This window comes from Laceyella sacchari, assembly GCF_024927925.1.
Lineage (GTDB): Bacteria > Bacillota > Bacilli > Thermoactinomycetales > Thermoactinomycetaceae > Laceyella > Laceyella sacchari.
On the sequence record NZ_CP103866.1, the window covers coordinates 1,508,001 to 1,529,874 of the forward strand.

The following is a 21,874-nucleotide window of genomic DNA, read 5'->3' on the forward strand; positions in this document are numbered from 1 at the left end:
TACCACATGCAATGTCGGAATAACGAGGGGGAAGCGGGATGTATCATCAGCAATGGCTACAATTGGTCGAACAGGCGTTAGATGAAATAGAGACGCAGTATCCCAAAAGTCCGGTTGCAGAAAAAAGCAAATGGCGCAACCGATTTCGTGAAATTAAAAAATCATGTGATCAGATGCTGGAGTCTTGGGCTGCAATCATGGAACAAGTGACCAAATTGATGGAGAAGTATCCGGATTTAGACGGTGGAGATGAAGAGATCGAAGAAGAGGTGTGGCTGCACGAATCGGCGGTGCGTTCATTTCGGCAGGGGCAAGGTTACTATGGGCTGACGATGTTTAAGGAAGCCAATCAGCTGTTTCAACAAGTGGTCGAGCAGGAGCCCGACTTTCTGCTCGGGCGAATTTATCTGGGTTTGAGCCTTTTTCACGAAGGGCAATGGCATGAAGCCGAACGCCATTTTCAAATCGTAGCCAGTACGGAAGCACATGATTCTTTCGTGGGGTTCGCCCATCAAATGCTGGGTTGTATTGCCGTTAAGCGGGGGGATGACCGCAAAGCGATCAAACAGTTTTCCAAGGTTACATCGCTCTTGCCCGACCATGCGGATGCGTGGTTTAATCTGGGAGCGTGCCATTATCGATTGGGAGAGTATCATGAAGCGGTTCCGTATTTTTATCACGCTTTGTCCATCAATGAAGACGATTGGGAAGCAATGTATTATCTATCCCATTGCTATCGGCACTGTCAAGAATGGAGCAGTGTCTCTTTTTGGCGGCTGGCTTCATATGAAAAAACCAATCATCCCCGCATTTTGGAATCAATCGCACATGATTATGAAGAGATGGGAGAGCATGAACAAGCTTTGGCTTGGTATCAGCGCTTGCTTGGATTGGACCCAAAGCATGCAGGTGCTTATCACGGCGTGGCTTGGAATTTGTGGGCGTTGGGGCGAACCGAAGAAGCGATCTTGTGGCTCAAAAAAGGGCTAACTTTGTTTCGGGACAATCAATCGTTGTTATTTGCCTATGTGTGGATGGAAATGGCTAGCGGCCAGGTCGCCAAAGCAGAACGGACGCTGTCGCGGTTGCCCTTGGAACAGAGCGAGCAGCCGATGTGGTTAGCCATGCGTTCACATCTTTCTTCGCATCAGGGGAATTACCTTGAGGCCAATCGGTTGGCGGAACGATTGATCCAGCAAGATCTTCCCGCTTTAAGGGCGTTGGGCCATTATCAGCGGGGGCGTATCCAGCTGGAGCAGAAACGCGTGGATGAAGCGATGCACCATTTTAAAGAAGCGCGCCAGCTGGCCAAGGGTTGGAAAGATCCGCTTTTCTTTGAAGGAGTGTGCCACTTGATGAAAGGATGCCCTGACAGCACTCGCACGTGCTGGAGTGAGATTGTCACATAAAGAAAAAGCCACTTCATCGCCGGATGAAGTGGCTTTGTTATTGCGGTTTGAAATAACGCATATAGGAGGATTGGTTGGTGGGCCGTTTAAACAGCAGACGGCCGTTCATATCATAATGGTATTCCATTTCGCGGTACTGTTCCACGACCCAATGACCCGCGCCTTTTGACATAGCGGGTGGATCATATGCTGGAACCGTAGTCGTTTTGACCCATTCCATCCCGTACTCGACCCGCTCCGCAGTGTGTTCGGGGGTTTTAGCTAGTGAAGGGACGGATTCTTCAATGGCGATGCTTTCCTTCCCGGCGATTAGTGCAAGCATCATCAGATTGATGCCAGCCAACGTGCCGATGGTGATTTGCCTCCATGATGGATGTTTCTTTTCCTGCAACGGTTCCACCTCCCCATCGACCACAGTATATGTGAAAGATAGACGGGTTAGTCCTTACAGCTGCATTTTGACCTTGTACTCAGCTGGATGAAGGAGTATGATCGAAGGTGACAATGACCGGTTCGGCGACCGAAGAGGGGATCACTGGACTGCGCAGTTCTGGCATAAGGAGAGATGCACCCGTGTTTGAACTGTCTTTTCTATATTTTCAATGGTTGTTTCCCATTGTTGTCACGTTGCATAATCTGGAAGAAGCGATTTGGTTGCCTGCATGGTCGCAAACAGCGGGTAAGTGGCATGCCAAAGTGGGGAAGCGAGAATTCCGGTTTGCCGTTTTGGTTTTGACCGTTCTTGCTTATGGATTCACCTATCTAAGCTGGTCAAACGGACCGGAAAGTGTGTGGTCTTATCTGAATTGCGGATATATATTGGCCATGCTCTTAAATGTGTTTCTCCCCCACGTGGCGGCAACCATTGCCCTGCGCCGGCCTTGCCCTGGGGTCTGGACGGCAGTGGCCTGCAATTTGCCGATCAATTCATTGCTGTTGTATCTTGCTTTCCATGATCAATGGATTACAGGTAAGACCTTTCTGATCTTTGCACCGTTTACCGTGGCAGGGATTGCCTTATCTATCCCGCTCCTTTTTTTCATCGGCAAACAAGTGCCCACCATCAAACGGAGGAATTCATCTCGTTCCTGCTGATCGGTCGCCTCTTAGCGGTGTCGTTTGCATGACAGAACCACCCGATTTCCCGTATCAGGGAAATCGTTTTATGTTACAGGCAGGTTTAGTGGTGGTTGTGTTGTAGCGGTTGGGAGGCGGTTGCAATTAGCTTGCCGTCTTTGATTGTCAAAACCCGATCACACAGATCTAGCACTCGTTCATCATGTGTAACCATGATCGCCGCTTTTCTCCTGGATTTAACCTCATCCGCTAACATCTCCACCACCTGTCTGCCCCGCTTGGAGTCAAGGCTGGCTGTGGGCTCGTCGGCCAGGATCAGTTCCGGGCTGTTCATCCACGCACGCGCGATAGCTACCCTTTGTCGTTCACCGCCCGACAGTTGCTCGGGATAATGGTTGCGCCGATGGGCGAGTCCCAAGTGCGCCAACAATTCATCAGCTCTTTGTGCTGCCTCTGTGCCGCGTTTTTTGGCAATCTCAGCGACTAACAACAACTGATCGCGCACCGTCAAGAAAGGAACGAGGTTGGATGTTTGAAAGACAAAACCGATTTTGTCCAACCGGATCTTGGTCATTTCCTTGGCGGAAAGGTTAGTAATATCTTGGCCGTCAAGGATGAGGCGACCTGCGGATGGGGACAGCAACGCCCCGGCGATCGACAACAGGGTGCTTTTTCCTGAACCAGATGGGCCGACGATAGCGACAAATTCGCCTTCATTTACATGAAAAGAGACATGATCTAACGCATGAACGGCATTGTTTCCTGTGCCATACCATTTGCTTACATCTTCAAATGCCAGTTTTGTTTTCATTTATTCTGCCCTCCCGATCGCTTCCATCGCATCCACATTGGCGATTCGGCGCAAAGATAATAAGGTCCCTAATACAGACACAACCAACAGCAATCCGGAAAAGAGAAGAAATGTTTCTACGTCCAATTTAAAAGGCACGCTTTCCGGCAGGATCGATTCTACTCCGTATGAGAATCCGACACTGATTAAGATCGCTGTGACGGTAAGCAAAATCACTTGCCCTATCAAGCTGCGCGCCAGATCGGATGTGTTGGCGCCAAGCGCTTTTAATACGCCGAATTGATTGGTTTTTTGCAGAGTGATTACATAGAAAAACACGGCTTGTACAAATGAAGCGATCACAAAAAGAAAGACAATCATCATGGTGAGTGATCCTTGTTCTTCTTTATATCCGGGAATATTCTGCAACGCGTCCTCTTTGGTTATCACATCGATCTCCCTCACTTCCCGTTTCAGCTCGTCAGCTTGAGAGGGAGTCATTTGTAATGCAATTGCGCTGTAATACCTTTGTTTCCGTTGTGGATTAGCGCGGATTAGGTCGTCCCAATCTTTCAAATTTATAAACACTACTGGTGTATGGCTGAAGGTGTGCCCCTCCGTAAATCCAACCACTTTCCATTTTTGATTTGTTTCGGAATCTTGGAGCCAATCTCCCAACCCAATTCCTTCTTGCTTAAGGGATGCATCCACCACCACTTGGTTTTTGGCCGTATTGTTGAAGTGGCTTCCTTCGGTAATGACAGGGGCTAAAAATTGGTTCGCGTCGATAGCGAAAAGGGTGACATCCATTTTGTTTTTGGTACCCACCTTGGTGACGGACAGCATTTTTTGCCCTAGCGGGGTTGCTCCTGTTCCGTCTGTTATTTGTTTGATTTCCGTCCATTTATACTCAGGAATCTGCGATCGGTTTAGTTTGTTTTCGGAGTCGGGCTGGATCACGAAATGATCCGCCTTCATGTTTAGTAACGCGGCGGCATTGTCAGCGGACAATCCATTGGCCAAGCCGGAGATGATAAAGACCAGCCAGGAAATGAGAATCATGACAAACCCGATCAGGATATAGCGCAACTTGGCAAACTTTAGCTCTCTTAGGGCCAGAAACAAGTTTATTCACTCCTTTTCTGTGGTTCTGGCCCCATTATAGAAAGCAAATATGAACGGCAAATGAATGGAAAGTTACATCTGGGGCAGGCGAATGGTGAAGGTCGTCCCTTTGTTTTCTTGACTTGCCACGTCGATGCTTCCTTGGTGCGCTTCGATGATTTTATAGACAATGGCTAGTCCCAGTCCACTACCATGATCATTCCGTTCCCGGGCTTTGTCTACTTTGTAAAACCGGTCGAAAATACGCGGGAGATCCTGCTCCGGGATGCCAATCCCTGTGTCTTGAACCATTACGGCAATTTCTTTTTTTCGTGTTTTGTCGATCTTGATCGTGATGGTTCCACCGCGTTCAGTGAACTTGATACTGTTGGTGAGCAAATTGATCCACACTTGATGCAACAATTTGGGATCGGCTTGAATGAAGGTTTCCGGTAACTCCATCTCAATGGCCAAGTCTTTTTTTCGCCATTGCCACTCCATCATGAAGAGCACTTGTTTGATCTGGTCGGCCAAATCAAAGGTTGTCTTTTCCAGTGTCCCGGCTTCTTTATCCAAGGAGGCCAACGTCAGCAACTGTTTGCTCAACAAAGACAAGCGATGGCTTTCCTTTTCGATGATAGACAAATAATGTTTTTGTTGCGCAGGGGGAATCTCTTCTGACTGCAATGTTTTGGAAAATCCTTGGATCGATGCCAGAGGGCTTTGGATTTCGTGGGACACGTTGGAAACAAACTCCTGCCGCATTTCGTCAAGGCGTTGCAAGCTATGGGCCATGTGCGTAAAATGCCTTGCCAACTGTCCGATTTCATCTTCGTGATCCACATTTAACGAAAGGTTGTATTTGCCTTGGGCGACGATTTTCGTGGCGCGAGTCAGGATTCTGATCGGTTTGACGATGTAATGCGTACCAGCAAACACAAAAGCCACACTCAAGCCAATGGTGAGTGCGACCAACACGGTGAAAAATACCCGCATCTCCCCGAACAAATATTCAATGTCGGGTCGAATGAAAAGAGCGTGGCGCTTTCCTTTGATATCAATGGGAACGCCGATGGTGTTGCTCAATTCGTCATCGAAAAACCCGGTTACAAATATTTGTTTGGGGTATTGGGCGATGCCGTGGTATGTTTGTCCGCGCAAGACGTGGTCAATGGCGGCCGGCTTCAAGGTCGTGCTGTTGAATGGTCTTCCGAATGTCATCAGTTTTTTGCGTTCGTCTGTTAAAGCGATTTGGTAACCCAGATTGGCTACGCTGTCCAGATACTGGTTCAAGTCGACTTCGGAGTTTGCTTGGTAAAACGAAGTGACATTTTTGGCCATGCGGGTGATTTTTTCGTTATTGTACGGTTTTAATTTGATTTGATAATAAAGATTGCTCAATAAAAAAGAGATCAATCCGCTCAGTAACATAATAAAAATGGTCGTGGCCACAAACCTCATGTATAGTGTTTTCACTGTGTGTCGGCCTCCAATTTGTATCCGATTCCTCGCACGGTTTTGATCGTGAAATCATTCGTTTTATGTTTAAATCGTTCCCTTAACCTTTTCACATGTACATCAACCGTGCGCATGTCCCCTTCGAAGTCTGGCCCCCAGAGCAAATGAATCAACTCTTCCCGCGTGAAAACGCGATGGGGATAGCTGGCTAATTGGGACAACAACGCAAACTCCTTCAAAGGGAGGATAATCGTCTGCCCGCGGCACCGCACTTCATAGCTTTTGCGGTCAATCACGGTCTGCCCGAGTTGGATGCAATCTGCATTGACCATGCGGTAGCGCCGCAACAATGCTTTGGCCCGAAACAGCAATTCTTTTGGTTCAAACGGTTTGACCAGATAATCATCGGTTCCAGACTGAAACCCTTTTTCTTTGTCAAGTAGCTGATCCTTGGCCGTCAGCATGATAACGGGGATGTCATAAAAATCGCGGATGTCTTGGCACAGCGCATAGCCGTCTTTGCGCGGCATCATAATGTCCACCACAGCCAAATGAATTTGCTCCTCTTCCAGAATTCGCATCGCCTCCTCCCCATCGGCCGCTTCAAACACCGTAAATCCCTCTTTCTGAAAATGAAAGCGTACCAGTTCTCTGATGTTTTCGTCATCATCGGCAATCAACATATGTAACATGAGCAAAAACCTCCAAGTCAAGCAAACAAAAGCTTCCAAAGTTGGTTTGATATGCAATCGCGAAGTCTTAAGGAAGAAAGCAAGCCCTAATAAAGATAGGGTATCATATCCGATCAGGCAAGTGAAAAGCGCCTGCATGCAGATCACCTGCCCTCTTCTGCGGCTGTAACATGTCGGCAAAAGGTTCCGAGCAGCTCCAAAATCATTTTCTCATTTGCTTCACGCGCGGCGAAGAGCTCCTGGATAAAAAGCTAGACTCACCTTGGTTGCATTGTGTGTTATCATTTTTCATGTGATTTTTTTGCATTCGAAGTGAAGGGGTATGCATGTGAAACAGAAAAAATGGGTAATTACGCTGGGAGCGTTGATGATCGTTGGTGGTTTGACCGGTTGCGGCGCTCAGGAGGGAACGCAATCACACGATACCACGAGCCATGCCAACCATGGCGGGCAACAGCATGTAGCAGGCGATGTTCGTGAATTGACGGCGGGAGGTTCTGTGTTGCCTTCATTTGTAAAAGGATTAGACCCCAAGGTAGGGCAGATTTACCAAATTGCCGCGGCGAACGCTGATGTGTTGAAATCAATGCCCTGCTATTGCGGTTGCGGAGAGAGTGTTGGGCATAAGAGCAATTTGGATTGCTTCATCCACGAGATGAAACCGAACGGCCAGATCGTATGGGATTCGCACGGTACCAAATGCGGCACTTGCCTGGATATTGCGGCGGAGTCGGCCATGTTGAAGCAAGAAGGAAAATCGTTGAAAGAGATTCGGCAAATCATCGACAGCAAGTACAAGGATGGCTATGCGGCTCCGACACCGACACCTATGCCTTCATAATAAACAGCACTCCCCAGTGTGTAGACGAGTGGTGGGGAGTGCTGTTTTTTGATGAATATAACAGACGGCTGTATTCCGGTTTGGTTATCGCACCTGTCCGGTAGGAGTCGGTGCCGAGTGACGGCGCTGGATTCGTAGCAGGCGGCCCATCAGGAAGATCGCGCCGAAGGCCAAGCCGGAGATCAAGCCAATCCAGTAACCGAACGCGCCAAATGCCTGATAGTTTGCCAACAGATAACCGATCGGCAACCCCAAGACCCAGTAAGAGATGAGGGCTACCAAAAATGCGGAGTTGACGTCCTTATACCCGCGCAATGCCCCTTGAATGGGGGTGGCGATGGCGTCCGACAGTTGGAAGAAGATGGCATAGATTAAAAATTGTTTGGTCAGTTCCAATACGGTAGGGTCGGTGGTATAAAATCCGGCCACCTGCTCATTGAAGAGAATCAGCGCGATGGCGCAAACAACGGACATCATGAGGGCGATCCCGACGCCCAGGAAGCTGTATTGGCGTGCGTCTTTGCTCCTTTTTGCCCCTACTTCAAAGCCGACGGCGATGGTCAAGGCCATGGAGATGCTCATGGGCACCATGTAGAGGAACGAAGCGAAGTTCAACGCTGCTTGGTGGGCGGCGATCGTCGCTGTGTCATAGCCGCTCATCAGTAGCGTGACGGCGGCGAAAATGCTGGTTTCGAAGAAGATCGCAAACCCGATGGGGACGCCAATCTTCAATTGTTCCTTCCATGCGGACAAAGACAGTCGGAACCATCGAGAGAACACGCGATAGTCGGAAAAGGGTTTGACTCGAGCGATCACTGCGAAGCTGATAAACATGATGCACCAATACGTAATCGCCGTAGCATAACCTGCTCCGACCCCACCCAACCGGGGAAAGCCCCATTTGCCAAAGATCAGCAGATAATTCAACCCGACATTGATCGGCAAGGACAGCAGGATGATGAACATGCTGACCCGTGTTTGACCCAACGCATCCATAAAACAACGCAAGACGGTATAGATAAATAGTGGCACAATGCCAAATGCCAGCGCGATTAAATAGTCGTGGGCGATCTGCCGTACCTGTGTTTCAAGGCTCATTCCGTTCAGGATGGGATCAAGGAGAAAAGTCCCGCACAGGATGACCGCGGATGCTATGGCCACCGCCAAGTAAATGCCTTGAATCACTTTAAATGGCACTTCGTTGTTCTGCTTGGCCCCGACTAATTGGGAGACAATCGGGGACAACGATAGCAAAATCCCGTTCAACCCAGTGAAGACGGGAGACCAAATGCTAGAACCGATCGCCACCCCGGCTAAGTCACGGGCGCTGGCGTGGCCTGACATCACCGTATCGAAAAAGTTCATTGAAAACAGAGTCAATTGGGTCACGAGAATAGGTAATAAAATAATCAGAAACTGGTGTGTTTTTTGTTTTACAGAATGTGTTTGATTCATTGTTCTCTTCCTCTTATATTGAATTCAATGCGCATCTTCCGTCCACGCTAGCAAATTTAAGAGGGTAATTCAATGCTTTTTTTCAAGTCAAATAGGCGTGGAAGTCTCGTAGCGCAGATTCACATGATAGACACCCCCAAGTATTTGAAAGTAGCGCCCTGCAACCATGTGTACAAGACGCAACCATTGCTTAGGGGCTATGTTGCCAATAAGCCGACAACCCGCGTGGGACAAATGGATGTATCAGCCTTCTTGCCGCAAGCGGCTCCGCACTTCCATCAGGATCACACCCAAGCGGTTTAAGCCGCTTCCATCCGCTCCACAGCCCCAATAATAGGCAATGGGGGAGTTTTCGATAATCAGTTCGTCACCAGTGGGCAGCAACAGGCTTCGTAGATCAGCATGAATTTGAACTTGTGGTAAACGGCAGTGCGCATCACCTGTTCTTTCACCTCTTCCCAATCAGGGCGGATGGGATGTTTGCGGCTACGCCCCAATTGTGCAGCATCTTTCGGTTTTTTTCACTGTGCGAATCTGTTTGGCATAGGGCGTACCGGCGAATTTTTGCGCTTGGAAATAGTGTTCGCTAGAGCGTGTCTGATGAATAGGCTAGCGGCTCCAAAACCATTTTCTCATTCGCTTCACGCCATTGGGTCCGTTCACAGTGTAAATGTGATTTCCATGGGGATACACCTCTCTTTGCAATGAGCTCGCAGATTGGCACTGAGCGGGCATGGATACGACCTGAGATTTGCCCCTTCCTGCAATTTTATTTATTAGATTATAAAAAATATTATATAATTGGATTGTTGATGGGGCAAAATGAGTAACTTCTAAGATAAAAGTGATGTACGGAGAACCTTTTCCTATTGAGTGAATGAAACGAAGGGAAAGGCGTTTAAAATACGAGCCCTTCGTTGTCTCCGCGTTGTTTTCATTCACTTGTTCCGCTGGTCGCTGGCGGCTGTTTCAAGCAGAAAGGATGGAATGCATGAAAATCGGTTTGGTTCGCCATTTTAAAGTGAAGAAAGAATTCCCTAAAAAATTTTTGCTGACACAACAGGAATTATCGCAATGGATTCAGGAATACGATGTCGCTGATATAGAAGAAGGCGAAGTGGATTTAGGAGATATCGCATGGAAACGCTGTTTCACCAGCGATTTGCCGCGGGCGGAAAAAACAGCGCGCAGAATTTATCAAGGGCCGATCACCGTGACAAAAGCATTGCGTGAAATCCCGATCTGTCCTCTTTTTCGCAACCATAAGGTGAAATTGCCGCTTTGGGCCTGGGGGTTAATGATGAGGGGAGCTTGGCTTTGCAATCACCGCTCGCAAATAAAGGCCAAACAGGATGTTCAGAGGCGCTTGACGGACGTGATCGATGAAATCATGTCCCGCAACGGGGAAGACACGTTGATTGTCAGCCATGGGATCCTGATGGTGTCCATGCGCCAAGAACTCCTGAAAAGAGGATTTAAGGGGCCACGCTTGGGCACACCGGCAAACGGCAGGCTGTATGTGTTTGAAAAATGAGCCCTGGATAGCCGTATAGAGAAGGCGCGGGAAGATGTGTATTTTATCAGAAAGTTGATCTGAATTAAACTGCTGGTTAACTGTGAATAATCAAGGAATTAAAAGCATCCGATTAAAAGGACGCGTCTATCCTGCGATAATGCCAGTGGCAAAATTGAAAATATGCAGGCTAGTAAGTTACAATTTCAATATAATGATTTTGTTAAAAAATGAATATCTTTGTGGGGAAAGGTGGAGCGCCAGATCTGCGCTCCCGAAGAGGGAAGATCGGTGAGAATCCGACGCGGTCCCGCCACTGTGAATGGGGAGTCCGAGTTTGGCCACTGCATTTGTTGATGATGGGAAGGCCAGATTCAAGTGAAGACGATGATCCATGAGCCAGGAGACCTGCCTTTTCTGACAACACCGCTTGACCTACGCGGATAGGGAGGTGTTTATAGGGACGGCAAGAGATACGTGTGCCCATGTGGGATGTGTCTGCTTGGTGTCTGCGATTCTGCGCCTATAAACACTTTCTGCCCGAGAGAGCGGAAAGTGTTTTTTCATTTTCCTGACAGGTCAAAGCGTGTAGTCAGGAGCTTTTATTTTCTTTGTCGGTTGAACATTTTTAATAGAATTAATTTTCAATTATATATGGAGATGGGGTGATTGGATGGGCCGTCCAGTCGGCAAGATCTTGTTGGTCGGATTTGGGCCGGGACATGCGGAGCACATAACGGCGCGGGCCCGTTCTGCGTTGATGGAGAGTGAAGTGATCGTCGGGTACAACACTTATGTAGATCTTATCCGTCCGCTTTTAACGACGCAACAGATTGTGCGCACCGGAATGACGGAAGAAGTGAGCCGGGCGCAGGAGGCGGTCAGGCTGGCGGATGCTGGAAAAAAGGTGGCGGTGATTTCCAGCGGTGATGCTGGTGTGTACGGGATGGCCGGTTTGGTTTACGAGGTGTTGATTGAAAAAGGGTGGCGCCCGGAAACTGGCATCGATGTGGAGGTGATCCCGGGAATTTCGGCGATCAACTCGTGCGCTTCGCTGTTGGGGGCGCCGGTGATGCACGATGCTTGCACCGTCAGCTTGAGCGATCATCTGACGCCATGGGAAGTGATATCAAAGCGGATTGAAGCCGCTGCCGCTGCCGACTTCGTCATTGCCTTGTACAACCCTCGCAGCGGGCGCAGAACCAAGCAAATCATTGAAACGCAAAAAATCCTTTTGAAATACCGTTCCCCGGATACCCCGGTGGGATTGGTGAAGAGCGCTTATCGCGAACGGCAGCAGGTGGTGTTGACCACTCTTGGCCAGATGCTGGATCACGAGATTGGTATGCTCACCACCGTGCTGATCGGTAATGGGAGCACGTTTGTGCATGAAGGATTGATGATTACACCGCGTGGATATCAGCGCAAATATACATTGGACCAGACCGTGCAGGCTTTGAAACCGCACGAGCGCCTGCGTCCAGAAGCAGAGCCGTGGGCACTTGATGCTGCGGGTACGCCGGACGCGGCAGACGAAATGAGTCCCGTGCAGTTAGCTGAAGAAGCGCTGTCGATGTTGGAAAGGCGCGAGACTGGCGTCGCGTCGATTTTTGAAGTGGCGGTGTCAGCGGGCTTGGCAGAGAAAAAAATCTCACCGGAGCAGATGCGCTGTTTGGCAGAGGTGGCTGGAGCAGAGGGGGAGATCCATTATACGCCCGATCACCGGTTGGTGCTGAAAGTGCCGACGGAAAACCCAGATCGCGTGGTGGAGCAGTTGAGCGCGGCGGGACTTCTTCTGGAGCCAGTAGGAAATGTAGTTCAATTGAAGGCTTGTGATTTTTGTGATGGGGACAAGGGGGAGTCGATTCCGCAGTTGGAGGAATTACAGAAACGGATTGGGGGCTTGAGCGTCCCTAAGGAGCTGAAAATCGGGTTTAACGGTTGTGCGATGGCTTGCTACGGAGCGGTGACTGAGGATATTGCCATTGTCCATCGCCGTGGCACGTATGATTTGTTTCTGGGAGGCAAGAAAATTGGGCGCAACGCCCAAGTGGCCAAGCGGGTGGCGGAAGGGCTCACCCCTGATGAGTTAATTGACGCGGTTGAACAAACGGTGCGCGCCTACAAAGAACAGGCTGAGCCCAATGAGCGCTTCCATAAATTCTTCAAACGGGTGGAAGAGATTGGTGGGTTTCGATACACCGAAGGCCAGATCACGATTGAACCGCTAGCTTGTGGCGATTAGGCAGGGGGAGGTTATCGTTCTTGCTCGGAAGAGCATGTGGTGCACAGGTCGTGTCCAATTTCAACGGATGGGAGAGAACGAAATGGAAGCGATATTGTTTGTGGGTCATGGCAGCCGTGATGCTGAGGGGAATGAAGAATTGTTGCAATTCACCGCACAGATGGCCACCAAGTTTACGGAACCGATTGTGGAGACCTGCTTCTTAGAATTTGCCCAGCCAGACATGCATGCCGGTGTGAAGCGAGCGGTTGACAGAGGGGCCACTTCGATCAAAGTGATTCCGCTGATGCTGTTCATGGCAGGGCATGCCAAAGTGCACATCCCTTTATTTTTGCAGGAGGCGCAAGCGGCTTATCCCGATGTTCGGTTTGTATACGCGCGGGCGCTTGAGGTGGAGCCATTGGTATTGCCCATCTTGGAAGCGCGGCTTCAGAGCGTGCTTAGGGCTGGGGAAACGGAAGAGACGGCCGTGCTGCTGGTGGGGCGTGGATCAAGTGATGCCGACGCCAACAGCGACTTGTATAAGATCACACGCCTGTTGTGGGAACGATTGCCTGTCCCGTGGGTGGAAGCTTGCTTCATCGGGGTGACGGACCCACGGCTTAATGAAGGATTGAACCGATGCCTTCGATTGGGTGCCAAACGGGTGGTGGTGTTGCCATATTTCTTATTTACTGGCGTGCTGATCAAGCGGATGGAGAGGATGGTGCGGGAGTTTAATGAGACCAACGTCGGTGCAGAAGCGGTGATGGTTTCTTACCTCGGGTGTGACGAAGGGTTGGTAGACATCTGGAAACGCCGCGTCGACCAGTTGGAGCAGGGACAGGCATTGGACTGGAAAACCTTGGCCAAACAGGCGGTCGCGACCGGTCGCCACCATCATCATCATGACCACCATCATCATCATGACCATTGAAGGGGGAACAGCAGTGATTTTTCTGTTGGCTGGAACAAGTGATGCCCGTGAGTTGGCTTGTTTGTTGCAACAAGAAGGGTATCCACTCGTGGCCTCGGTTGTGACCGAAAGTGCCGCCGACAGCTTGCGGGAAGCGGGCGTTTCTGTGCGGGTAGGCCGATTGACGGCGGATGAAATGGTTGCCGTTTTAAAGGAACAAGGCGCTACCATGGTGGTGGACGCCAGCCATCCGTTTGCCGAAGAAGCATCCAAAAATGCGATTCAGGCGGCTGAAAGCGCAGGTATCCCTTACCTTCGCTACGAACGCCCGGAATGGAAGGGTGAGCGTCATCCACTTATCGAGACCGTATCCTCTTATCAAGAGGCGGCGGAAGTGGCGGCGCGCCGAAAAGGGGTGGTCATGCTGACGACAGGGAGCAAAACGTTGGACATCTTCTCTCAGCGATTGTTGTCAGAACCGGGCGTGCGGTTGGTTGCTCGGATGTTGCCACGCAAGGATAACATGGAAAAATGCGAACGGTTGGGTTTGGAACAGAAGAACATCATCGCTATGCAAGGGCCGTTTGGCAAAGAATTGAACAAGGCCTTGTACCAACATTATCAAGTGGCCACCGTCATCACCAAAGAGAGCGGGCAGATCGGTTCGGTTGATGAGAAGGTGGAAGCCGCTTTGGAGTTGGGGTTACATGTAGTGCTTATTTCCCGGCCGCAGATCGAATATGGCCGCGTTTTGGATCAGATCGATCAAGTGCTGGATCAGGTACGAGCAGAATTAGGAGGAATGTCCCATGAGTGAGACTTTTCGCCCCGTAACTACCAAACCTCAGGAGATTGAGGATTTAAGCTTTCAAATGATTGCCGATGAATTGGGGGCGCATGATTTTACGCCGGAGCAATTTCCCGTCGTGCAGAGGGTCATTCATGCAACCGCCGACTTTGAGTTGGGCCGAAGTGTTGTGTTTCATCCTGATGCAGTGCGAGCGGGCATCCAAGCGATCCAAGCAGGCAAGCCGATCGTGGCTGATGTGCAGATGGTGCAAGTGGGGATCAACAAAATGCGTTTGGGAAAATTTGGTGGAGATGTGCGGGTGTATATCTCTGACAGTGATGTGATGGCAGAAGCCAAACGGTTGGGGACGACCAGAGCGATTGTGGCGATGAGAAAAGCAGTCGCCGAGGCTGAAGGCGGCATTTTCGCGATCGGCAACGCCCCCACGGCGCTGTTGGAATTGATCCGCCTGGTTCGGGAGGGTGTAGCCAAACCGGGGCTCATCGTGGGTGTGCCTGTAGGTTTTGTATCTGCGGCGGAGTCGAAAGAGGAGCTGTTGAAGCTAAATGTGCCATTTATCACCAATTTGGGCCGCAAAGGAGGCAGTCCGACGGCGGTGGCGATTGTAAATGCCTTAGCCATGATGGCTGAACGGGAGATGGAAGCGTGACATGAAGTCAACGCAGGCAACAAGCGAAGAAAAGCCGCTCCGTACGGGATATACTACGGGAGCCTGCGCGACGGCGGCGACCAAAGCAGCTTTGCTCTCGTTGATCACCGGGGAAGCCGTCCGAGAGGTGACGATCCGCTTGCCGATCGGCCAAAAGGCGGTGTTTGCCATGGATGAGGTACGGATGGATGGAAACCATGCGCGAGCCAGTACGGTCAAAGACGGCGGGGATGACCCCGATGCCACGCACGGAGCGACGATTGTGTCCACCGTCACCTGGTTGCGTGAACAAGGAATCGAGATTGACGGTGGTGTCGGTGTGGGTCGGGTGACTAAGCCGGGCTTGCCGATTCCGGAGGGGGAAGCGGCCATCAACCCGGTGCCCCGGCGGATGATCAGGGAGACGGTGGAGACGGTGCTAGCCGAACATGGGGTGAACCGGGGCGTCAAAGTGGTCATCTCTGTTCCAGAAGGGGAAGTGATCGCCCAGAAAACGTTGAACGCCCGTTTAGGAATCATCGGTGGCATTTCCATCTTGGGTACGCGGGGGATCGTGGTTCCGTTCTCAACTGCTGCTTACCGGGCCAGTGTGGCGCAGGCGATCCAAGTGGCCAAAGCCAATGGTTGCCGTCATCTCGTGTTGACTACGGGTGGTAGCAGTGAAAAACATGCGATGAAGTGTTTCCCACATCTGCCGGAAGAAGCTTTTATCCAGATGGGCGATTTTGTAGGTTTTGCATTGAAACACGCCAAACGGGCCGGAGTGGAACGAGTGAGTTTAGTAGGGATGATGGGCAAGTTTTCCAAGGTAGCCCAAGGTGTGATGATGGTTCACTCCAAAAGCGCCGCGGTCGACTTTGGTTTTTTGGCGGCGGTGGCGGAGGAAGTGGGGGCACCCCCCGATTTGGTGCAGGCGGTACGTGAGGCTAACAGCGCGACCCACGCGGGCCAGCTGATGGAAGAAGCCGGGCGGATGTCGTTTTTCACGCGGTTGAGCCAGTTGGTCTGCCGTCAAGGCTTGCGGCATGTGGATGGAGGCCTGACGATTGAAACGGTGTTGGTGAAAATGAAGGGTGAACTGTTGGGGAGGGCGGAATGGAGTGGCACAGATGGTGAAACTGATTGGGATCGGTGCGGACGGGAAAGATGGACTCCCCCCGCATTGCCGGAAATGGATTGAAGAAGCGGATGTTTTGATCGGCGGAGAGCGCCATTTGGCTTATTTTCCTGAGCATAGGGGAGAGAAGTGGGTACTCAAAGGCGGCATCATGGGCATGATCGGTCGGATTGCCGAAGTGATGGCGGAGCAGCGCGTGGTTGTGCTCGCTTCGGGCGACCCCCTATTCTATGGAATTGGTCGCTTGCTGGTGCGGCGTCTCGGCGGAGAGCGGGTGGAGATTCTTCCCCATGTGAGTTCGTTACAGCTGGCGTTCGCCCGCATGGGGGAAAGTTGGCAAGGGGTACCGGTAGAAAGTCTCCATGGCCGCCCGTTGTTCGGCTTGGCCCAACGCATCGACGGGCAGGATATGGTGGCGCTACTGACGGATGACCAGAATACGCCTGGGGCCATTGCCAACTATTTGTTGCGGTTCGGCATGACTGAATACAAGGCGTTTGTGGCTGAGAATTTGGGCGGCGCGGATGAACGGGCGGGCTGGTGGGAGTTGGAGCCAATGGCGCAAGCGGAGTTTTCTCCACTCAACATCGTGATCTTAAAACGCCGGGACGGGGCACGAAGCCAGCCTTGGTTCATGGGCATGGATGATGATGCCTTCATTCAGCGCAAGCCGGATAAAGGGCTGATTACGAAAAAAGAGATTCGCCTGCTCAGCCTGACAGAGATGCGTTTGCAGAAAGAAAGTGTTGTCTGGGATATCGGAGCCGGTTCCGGTTCAGTGGCGATCGAGGCTGCTAAGTGCGCAACGCACGGCCAAGTGTATGCAATTGAGAAAAATGAGGCGGATATGGCCAACATCGAAGCGAACTGCATCAAGTTCCGTGCCGACATCCACGCCGTTCACACCAAAGCGCCCCAAGGGTTGGACAAGTTGCCTGATCCTGACGCGATATTCATCGGCGGGAGTGGTGGAGAGCTGTCCGAGCTACTTACGGTGTGTTGTTCCCGATTGCGGACGGGTGGTCGATTGGTTATCAATGCCGCCACGATTGAAACACTGTCGACGGCTTTGGCCGGCTTGGAAGCGGCGGGCATGGCGGTGCGGGTGACGCTTATGCAAGTGTCGCGGAGCAAGCCGATTCTGAATATGACCCGATTTGCCGCGCTCAATCCGACATATGTCATCGCTGCATGGCGGCCGGATGGGGAAGAGGGGGATGTACATGAGCAATGAAGCGCGTTATGGCAAACTGATTGGCATCGGAGTAGGGCCAGGCGATCCCGAATTGCTTACCGTGAAGGCTTATCGCATGTTGAAGGAAACCCGCGTCATCGCTTATCCCAAAAAACGCAAGGGTGAAAAAAGCTATGCCTTGTCCATTGTGGAGCAGTATGTAAAAGCCCAGGAAAAAGAGATGGTTGGCTTGATTTTTCCGATGACGCGCGATCCGGACGTTTTGTCGCGAGAGTGGGATCAAACAGTGGCGACGGTGTGGTCCCATCTGGCACAGGGGAAAGATGTCGCTTTCGTGACAGAGGGCGATCCCATGCTGTACAGCACCTTTATTCATCTGGGGCGCCGGATGCGGAAGCTTCATCCGCAAGTGGAAATCATGTCCATCCCCGGCATTTCGTCAGTGAATGGAGCTGCGTCCCGCTTGCACCTTCCCTTGGCGGATGGGGATGAGCAAGTGGTTATCGCACCGGCGACGGCCGATCGGGAAGCGATGCGACAGGTGCTACAAACGCATGACGCTGTGGTGTTTTTAAAAGTGGCCAAAGTGCTCGACTTGTTGCTTGACATTCTGGACGAACTGGATCTGCTTGACCGGGCGGCGGTGGTGAGCAAAGTGAGCTCGCCCGAAGAGCAGATCTGGTGGGATGTGCGGGAGTTAAGAGGGAAGAAGTTGGGATATCTTTCATTGATGGTGGTGAGGAAATGACAGCGTTGGCGGCTAAAGTGTATATCGTGGGAGCGGGCCCTGGCGATCCTGAGTTGATCACGGTGAAAGGCATGCGAATCATTGAGACAGCTGATGTAGTGTTGTACACTGATTCACTGGTGAATGAAGCCTTGATCGCCAGAGCCAAACCAGAAGCGACCGTTGTGCCAAGTTCAGGGATGGAGTTGGGGCAACTGGTTGATTGCATGGTGGTTCATGTGCGTCAAGGGCGTAGTGTGGCCCGGGTACATACCGGTGACCCCGCCGTATTCGGTGCGATTTTTGAGCAGATGGTGGAGTTGAAGAAGTATGGGGTTGAAGTGGAGATCATTCCAGGTGTTAGCTCCGTGTTTGCCGCAGCGGCCGTTTTGGGGGCGGAATTGACGATCCCCGAGTTGACGCAAACGGTCATCCTGACCCGCGCAGAAGGGCGGACACCCGTGCCGGAGCGTGAGAAGCTATCAACGCTTGCCGCCCATCACGCCACACTGGCTCTGTTTTTAAGCGCTACCCTGACTAAGAAAGTGGTGCGCGAACTGCGGGAAGCCGGCTGGGCGGATGAAACCCCTGTCGCAGTGGTGCAACGGGCTACTTGGCCAGATCAACGCATTCTCCGCACCACGCTCGGTAACTTAGACGAGGAGATGCGCCGAGCAGGCATTCGTAGTCATGCCATGATTTTGGCCGGGTGGGCTTTGGACCCATCCCGGTTGGCGGATGGGGGCGCGTTTCGCTCTCGCCTGTACGACAAGACGTTCACACATGGGTTTCGAAAAGGGGTGGATGGCGCATGAAGCGACCCCTTGCTTTCGTGGCCATCACCAAACACGGAGTGCATATGGTGCGCCGGTTGCAAGAACAGTTGGAACAGGCCGATGTCTATTATATGGACAAGTTTGCGCGCGGGGATGAGGCGGCGCGGTCAATTGTGCTGTTTCAAGGCTCAGTCAAACATATTCTTCCGGATTTGTTCCGCCGGTATGACGGCATTGTCCTGTTCATCTCTTTAGGTGCGGTAGTGCGCATGATCGCCCCGATCTTGCAAGACAAAAAGACAGACCCCGCCGTTGTGGTGGTGGACGACAAAGGGAAATTTGCCATCAGTGTGTTGTCGGGTCATCTGGGTGGTGCCAACGAACTGGCGAAGCGCGTGGCCGCTCAAGTAGGGGCGACGCCGGTCATCACTACGGCTTCCGATGTTCAGCAAACGATCGCTGTCGATTTGTTTGGCCGTTCCTTTGGTTGGGAGATTGAAAGCTTCGCCAAGGCTACTCCAGTGAGCGCAGCGGTGGTGAATGAAGAGCGGGTAGCAGTGATCCAGGAATCGGGGGAACCGTACTGGTGGGATTATGACCGCCCGTTGCCTGATCATATTCGCGTGGTTGATTCATGTGCAGAAGCCGACCAAGCGAAATTTGACGCGGCGTTGGTGGTGACGCACCGCCTCTTGGACGAACAAGAAGAACAGCGCTATTTGCATAACGGGGTGCTCTACCGACCCAAGGTGTTGGTGTTGGGCATCGGGTGCAACAAGGGGACGTCGGCGGAAGAGATTGAGCATGTAATCGTGCAAACGCTGAACGAACAGCGTTTTTCTCTGCGTAGTGTCCGCAATGTGGCGACGATTGACTTGAAAAAAGAAGAGCCGGGTTTGTTGTCTGTCTGCAAAAAATATGGTTGGCGCTTGGACACGTACACCCCGGATGAACTCAACACGGTCACCTTGCCTGACCCTTCCCCCACCGTTTACCGTTACACTGGCGCTTACGGTGTCAGTGAGCCTGCCGCGCTTTTGTCGGCGGGAGCGACAGAATGGTTACTCACTAAAAAGAAGGCGGGCAATGTGACGATATCGATTGCCCAAGTTCCTTTTCCCTCAGTGAAGGAAGTGATAAGACGATGATGAAACGGCCAAGATTGCTGATTGCCGGGACAGGCAGTGGCGTAGGAAAGACGACGATCACCTTGGGCGTCATGGCGGCTTTCCGGCGCCGGGGACTGAAAGTGCAGGGGTTTAAGTGCGGTCCTGACTATATTGATCCTACTTACCACACGGCGGTGACAGGTAGGGTGTCGCGCAATGTGGACACCTGGATGTTGACCGAGGAGAACATGCGCGAATGTTTCATCCGCGGCAGTGACGGGGCTGATGTGTCCGTGGTCGAAGGAGTAATGGGGTTGTACGACGGCAAAGATCCGCTCAGCGAACAAGGCAGTAGCGCTTCGATTGCCATGGCGCTCGACTGTCCAGTCATCCTCGTTGTGAATGTACACAGCATGGCCCGCAGTGCGGCGGCGGTTGTGCTAGGATACCAGCGGTTAAATCCCCAGGTGGCGATCAGGGGAGTGATTGCCAACCGGGCGGGAAGCAAAGGGCATTACCGGTTGGTGAAAGCGGCGATTGAGCAAGAATGCGGTATCCCGGTATTGGGTTGGCTGGCCCGGGATGAGTCGATGACGTTGCCGGAACGCCACTTGGGACTGGTGCCTGCGGTTGAACGTGGGGAATGCGAGGATTTGTTTGCCCAATTGGCTGACAAGGTCGAACAAGGTGTGGATATGGAGCGTTTGCTCGCGATTGCGCAAGATGCCCCTCCTCTATCGATGCCATCATCCTCATATCTGGATTCGGTGCCTGTTTTGCCAGGAGCGCCGGTGGTGGCGGTGGCGAAAGATTCTGCTTTTCATTTTTATTATCCAGAAAACCTGGAGTTATTGGAGCGACTGGGGGCGAAATTGGTGTTTTTTAGCCCGTTGGCTGACGAAGCCGTGCCGGAAGAAGCGGATGGCCTGTTGATCGGCGGAGGCTTCCCCGAAGAGTTTGCGGAACGCTTATCCCGCAATGAACGGACTAAACAGTCCATCCGTCGTTTCATCCAGTGCGGGAAGCCCGTGTTTGCAGAGTGTGGTGGATATATGTATTTGGCGCGATCCATTGAAACCACTTCGGGGCAAGTATATCCCATGGTCGGCTTCATCCCTGGTCGGGTGCGGATGCAACACCGCTTAAGTGCATTGGGATATCGGGAAGTGCGGGCCACGGATGACAACTTGTTATTTGCCAAGGGCGAGTCGGCCCGTGGACATGAATTCCATTACTCTTCGCTGGAGCCTGAGGCCGGATCGACCTGGCCGTTTGCTTACACAAGTGAGGGACGGCGAGGGGAGATGAAGGAAGGGTATGCCCAAGCCAACGTGTTGGCCGGGTACACACACCTTCACTTCGTTTCCAATTCACGCATTGCCGCTCGCTTTTTGCAACATTGCACAAAAGCCCGGCAACAAAGGAGTGGGGAATATGCCTGAGAAAGCGAAAGCCGGCCGGCAAGGATTGACACTGGTTTATACCGGAGACGGCAAAGGAAAAACGACGGCGTCGCTGGGACTCGCCTTGCGAGCGGTAGGCCGGGGGCAACGGGTGGGGATTTGGCAATTCATCAAATCGCCGCAACGCACCTATGGTGAACAATTGGCACTGAAAAAACTGGGCGTGGAGGTGCGACCATTGGGCGTCGGCTTCACTTGGACCAAAACACCGGAAGAGCATCGCACCGCATTGGCAGAGGCCTGGATGGTGGTGAAAGAGCGGGTCATGAGTGGAGAGTATGATGTTGCTATTCTCGATGAAATCAATAATGCATTGGCGATCACTTCGTTCCCCATCGACGATGTTTTGCCGCGGGCGGAAGTGCTGTCCTTAATCGAACAGCGGCCGAAGCATACGCATTTGGTGCTGACGGGGCGCAACGCCTTGCCGGAAGTGATGGAACGTGCTGATCTGGTGTCGCGGATCGAACCGGTGAAACATTATTATGATGCTGGTGTGTCCGCTGTCAAGGGGATTGAATTCTAGTTGAATACCATGCGAGGGGGAG

General features: G+C 51.8%; 24 protein-coding genes and 1 riboswitch. Of the genes, 16 read left to right on the top strand and 8 right to left on the bottom strand.

Features of this window, described 5'->3' with window-relative positions; translation table 11 throughout:
• The first annotated feature begins 38 nt into the window (after nt 1-38).
• On the top strand, nt 39-1,409 hold the full coding sequence (locus NYR52_RS07635; protein ID WP_132220234.1) for a tetratricopeptide repeat protein: 1,371 nt from the start codon (nt 39-41) through the stop codon (nt 1,407-1,409).
• A 37-nt stretch (nt 1,410-1,446) separates the two neighbouring features.
• On the opposite strand, the gene NYR52_RS07640 is transcribed toward NYR52_RS07635, so the two are convergent.
• Nucleotides 1,447-1,800, bottom strand: a complete 354-nt coding sequence (locus tag NYR52_RS07640) for a hypothetical protein (protein ID WP_102992311.1) — start codon at nt 1,798-1,800, stop codon at nt 1,447-1,449.
• Nucleotides 1,801-1,913: 113 nt separating this feature from the next.
• Here NYR52_RS07640 and NYR52_RS07645 point away from each other — a divergent pair, with 113 nt between their 5' ends.
• Nucleotides 1,914-2,504, top strand: coding sequence for an HXXEE domain-containing protein (locus NYR52_RS07645; protein ID WP_259436739.1), 591 nt, complete (start codon nt 1,914-1,916; stop codon nt 2,502-2,504).
• 85 nt (nt 2,505-2,589) lie between these two features.
• Here NYR52_RS07645 and NYR52_RS07650 read toward each other — a convergent pair whose 3' ends face one another.
• The 4 genes from NYR52_RS07650 to NYR52_RS07665 form a co-directional block, all read right to left on the bottom strand.
• Nucleotides 2,590-3,297, bottom strand: coding sequence for an ABC transporter ATP-binding protein (locus tag NYR52_RS07650; protein WP_259436623.1), 708 nt, complete (start codon nt 3,295-3,297; stop codon nt 2,590-2,592).
• Complete coding sequence (locus NYR52_RS07655) at nt 3,298-4,401, bottom strand: ABC transporter permease (protein WP_259436624.1); 1,104 nt, start codon at nt 4,399-4,401, stop codon at nt 3,298-3,300. It abuts the gene before it with no gap.
• 72 nt (nt 4,402-4,473) lie between these two features.
• Complete coding sequence (locus NYR52_RS07660; RefSeq protein ID WP_259436625.1) at nt 4,474-5,856, bottom strand: sensor histidine kinase; 1,383 nt, start codon at nt 5,854-5,856, stop codon at nt 4,474-4,476.
• Entirely contained in the window at nt 5,853-6,536 is a 684-nt protein-coding gene (locus tag NYR52_RS07665) for a response regulator transcription factor (protein WP_259436740.1), read from the bottom strand. The genes NYR52_RS07660 and NYR52_RS07665 overlap by 4 nt, the downstream gene beginning before the upstream one ends.
• 316 nt (nt 6,537-6,852) lie before the next feature.
• On the opposite strand from NYR52_RS07665, the gene NYR52_RS07670 reads away from it, so the two are divergent.
• Complete coding sequence (locus tag NYR52_RS07670) at nt 6,853-7,371, top strand: PCYCGC motif-containing (lipo)protein (protein ID WP_259436626.1); 519 nt, start codon at nt 6,853-6,855, stop codon at nt 7,369-7,371.
• Between the two features lie 84 nt (nt 7,372-7,455).
• Here the strand turns inward: NYR52_RS07670 and NYR52_RS07675 are convergent, their stop codons facing one another.
• Entirely contained in the window at nt 7,456-8,826 is a 1,371-nt protein-coding gene (locus NYR52_RS07675) for an MATE family efflux transporter (protein WP_259436627.1), read from the bottom strand.
• A gap of 72 nt (nt 8,827-8,898) precedes the next feature.
• On the opposite strand from NYR52_RS07675, the gene NYR52_RS07680 reads away from it, so the two are divergent.
• Nucleotides 8,899-9,129: a hypothetical protein gene (locus tag NYR52_RS07680; protein ID WP_022738132.1), complete on the top strand. Its 231-nt coding sequence runs from the start codon at nt 8,899-8,901 to the stop codon at nt 9,127-9,129.
• On the opposite strand, the gene NYR52_RS16750 is transcribed toward NYR52_RS07680, so the two are convergent.
• Together NYR52_RS16750 and NYR52_RS07685 are read right to left on the bottom strand one after the other, a co-directional pair.
• Nucleotides 9,070-9,210, bottom strand: a complete 141-nt coding sequence (locus NYR52_RS16750; protein WP_375163184.1) for an NADAR domain-containing protein — start codon at nt 9,208-9,210, stop codon at nt 9,070-9,072. The two genes, NYR52_RS07680 and NYR52_RS16750, sit on opposite strands and share 60 nt — an antisense overlap.
• On the bottom strand, nt 9,186-9,323 hold the full coding sequence (locus tag NYR52_RS07685; protein WP_022738131.1) for an NADAR family protein: 138 nt from the start codon (nt 9,321-9,323) through the stop codon (nt 9,186-9,188). Before NYR52_RS07685 ends, NYR52_RS16750 begins: the two co-directional genes overlap by 25 nt.
• A gap of 494 nt (nt 9,324-9,817) precedes the next feature.
• Between NYR52_RS07685 and NYR52_RS07690 the strand changes: the two genes are divergently transcribed.
• The 12 genes from NYR52_RS07690 to cobO all read left to right on the top strand — a co-directional run bounded on the left by NYR52_RS07690 (nt 9,818) and on the right by cobO (nt 21,852).
• Nucleotides 9,818-10,360 carry a histidine phosphatase family protein gene (locus NYR52_RS07690; RefSeq protein WP_259436628.1) on the top strand — a complete coding sequence of 181 codons (543 nt, stop codon included), beginning with the start codon at nt 9,818-9,820 and terminating at the stop codon, nt 10,358-10,360.
• A 212-nt stretch (nt 10,361-10,572) separates the two neighbouring features.
• A riboswitch (cobalamin riboswitch) is annotated at nt 10,573-10,769 on the top strand.
• 243 nt (nt 10,770-11,012) lie between these two features.
• The gene (gene cobJ / locus NYR52_RS07695; protein WP_259436629.1) at nt 11,013-12,584 is read left to right on the top strand and encodes a precorrin-3B C(17)-methyltransferase; all 1,572 of its coding nucleotides are present in this window, start codon (nt 11,013-11,015) and stop codon (nt 12,582-12,584) included.
• Between the two features lie 82 nt (nt 12,585-12,666).
• Nucleotides 12,667-13,500: a sirohydrochlorin chelatase gene (locus NYR52_RS07700; RefSeq protein WP_259436630.1), complete on the top strand. Its 834-nt coding sequence runs from the start codon at nt 12,667-12,669 to the stop codon at nt 13,498-13,500.
• A gap of 13 nt (nt 13,501-13,513) precedes the next feature.
• Nucleotides 13,514-14,296, top strand: a complete 783-nt coding sequence (gene cobK / locus NYR52_RS07705; RefSeq protein ID WP_054096545.1) for a precorrin-6A reductase — start codon at nt 13,514-13,516, stop codon at nt 14,294-14,296.
• Nucleotides 14,289-14,939, top strand: coding sequence for a precorrin-8X methylmutase (locus tag NYR52_RS07710; protein WP_022738125.1), 651 nt, complete (start codon nt 14,289-14,291; stop codon nt 14,937-14,939). The genes cobK and NYR52_RS07710 overlap by 8 nt, the downstream gene beginning before the upstream one ends.
• Before the next feature lies 1 nt (nt 14,940).
• Nucleotides 14,941-16,119 (top strand): cobalt-precorrin-5B (C(1))-methyltransferase, encoded by a 1,179-nt coding sequence (locus NYR52_RS07715; RefSeq protein WP_054096546.1) that lies wholly within the window; start codon nt 14,941-14,943, stop codon nt 16,117-16,119.
• On the top strand, nt 16,040-17,290 hold the full coding sequence (gene cbiE / locus NYR52_RS07720; protein WP_259436631.1) for a precorrin-6y C5,15-methyltransferase (decarboxylating) subunit CbiE: 1,251 nt from the start codon (nt 16,040-16,042) through the stop codon (nt 17,288-17,290). The genes NYR52_RS07715 and cbiE overlap by 80 nt, the downstream gene beginning before the upstream one ends.
• Nucleotides 17,280-17,999 carry a precorrin-2 C(20)-methyltransferase gene (gene cobI / locus NYR52_RS07725; RefSeq protein WP_106342414.1) on the top strand — a complete coding sequence of 240 codons (720 nt, stop codon included), beginning with the start codon at nt 17,280-17,282 and terminating at the stop codon, nt 17,997-17,999. Before cbiE ends, cobI begins: the two co-directional genes overlap by 11 nt.
• Nucleotides 17,996-18,793: a precorrin-4 C(11)-methyltransferase gene (cobM, locus tag NYR52_RS07730; protein WP_054096549.1), complete on the top strand. Its 798-nt coding sequence runs from the start codon at nt 17,996-17,998 to the stop codon at nt 18,791-18,793. Before cobI ends, cobM begins: the two co-directional genes overlap by 4 nt.
• Nucleotides 18,790-19,902 carry a cobalt-precorrin 5A hydrolase gene (locus tag NYR52_RS07735; protein WP_102992323.1) on the top strand — a complete coding sequence of 371 codons (1,113 nt, stop codon included), beginning with the start codon at nt 18,790-18,792 and terminating at the stop codon, nt 19,900-19,902. Before cobM ends, NYR52_RS07735 begins: the two co-directional genes overlap by 4 nt.
• Nucleotides 19,899-21,305: a cobyrinic acid a,c-diamide synthase CobB gene (locus NYR52_RS07740; RefSeq protein ID WP_259436632.1), complete on the top strand. Its 1,407-nt coding sequence runs from the start codon at nt 19,899-19,901 to the stop codon at nt 21,303-21,305. Before NYR52_RS07735 ends, NYR52_RS07740 begins: the two co-directional genes overlap by 4 nt.
• Nucleotides 21,298-21,852 carry a cob(I)yrinic acid a,c-diamide adenosyltransferase gene (cobO, locus tag NYR52_RS07745; RefSeq protein ID WP_259436633.1) on the top strand — a complete coding sequence of 185 codons (555 nt, stop codon included), beginning with the start codon at nt 21,298-21,300 and terminating at the stop codon, nt 21,850-21,852. Before NYR52_RS07740 ends, cobO begins: the two co-directional genes overlap by 8 nt.
• Nucleotides 21,853-21,874 lie beyond the last annotated feature (22 nt).

Coding starts and splice junctions, on each gene's coding strand:
- NYR52_RS07715 (WP_054096546.1), top strand. CDS start 14,941: ATGAAGTCAACGCAGGCAACAAGCGAAGAAAAGCCGCTCCGTACGGGA.
- NYR52_RS07690 (WP_259436628.1), top strand. CDS start 9,818: ATGAAAATCGGTTTGGTTCGCCATTTTAAAGTGAAGAAAGAATTCCCT.
- NYR52_RS07675 (WP_259436627.1), bottom strand. CDS start 8,826: ATGAATCAAACACATTCTGTAAAACAAAAAACACACCAGTTTCTGATT.
- NYR52_RS07645 (WP_259436739.1), top strand. CDS start 1,914: ATGACCGGTTCGGCGACCGAAGAGGGGATCACTGGACTGCGCAGTTCT.
- NYR52_RS07670 (WP_259436626.1), top strand. CDS start 6,853: ATGCATGTGAAACAGAAAAAATGGGTAATTACGCTGGGAGCGTTGATG.
- NYR52_RS07680 (WP_022738132.1), top strand. CDS start 8,899: ATGCTTTTTTTCAAGTCAAATAGGCGTGGAAGTCTCGTAGCGCAGATT.
- cobJ (WP_259436629.1), top strand. CDS start 11,013: ATGGGCCGTCCAGTCGGCAAGATCTTGTTGGTCGGATTTGGGCCGGGA.
- NYR52_RS07650 (WP_259436623.1), bottom strand. CDS start 3,297: ATGAAAACAAAACTGGCATTTGAAGATGTAAGCAAATGGTATGGCACA.
- cobO (WP_259436633.1), top strand. CDS start 21,298: ATGCCTGAGAAAGCGAAAGCCGGCCGGCAAGGATTGACACTGGTTTAT.
- NYR52_RS07635 (WP_132220234.1), top strand. CDS start 39: ATGTATCATCAGCAATGGCTACAATTGGTCGAACAGGCGTTAGATGAA.
- NYR52_RS07740 (WP_259436632.1), top strand. CDS start 19,899: ATGATGAAACGGCCAAGATTGCTGATTGCCGGGACAGGCAGTGGCGTA.
- NYR52_RS07735 (WP_102992323.1), top strand. CDS start 18,790: ATGAAGCGACCCCTTGCTTTCGTGGCCATCACCAAACACGGAGTGCAT.
- NYR52_RS07700 (WP_259436630.1), top strand. CDS start 12,667: ATGGAAGCGATATTGTTTGTGGGTCATGGCAGCCGTGATGCTGAGGGG.
- cobM (WP_054096549.1), top strand. CDS start 17,996: ATGACAGCGTTGGCGGCTAAAGTGTATATCGTGGGAGCGGGCCCTGGC.
- cobI (WP_106342414.1), top strand. CDS start 17,280: ATGAGCAATGAAGCGCGTTATGGCAAACTGATTGGCATCGGAGTAGGG.
- NYR52_RS07710 (WP_022738125.1), top strand. CDS start 14,289: ATGAGTGAGACTTTTCGCCCCGTAACTACCAAACCTCAGGAGATTGAG.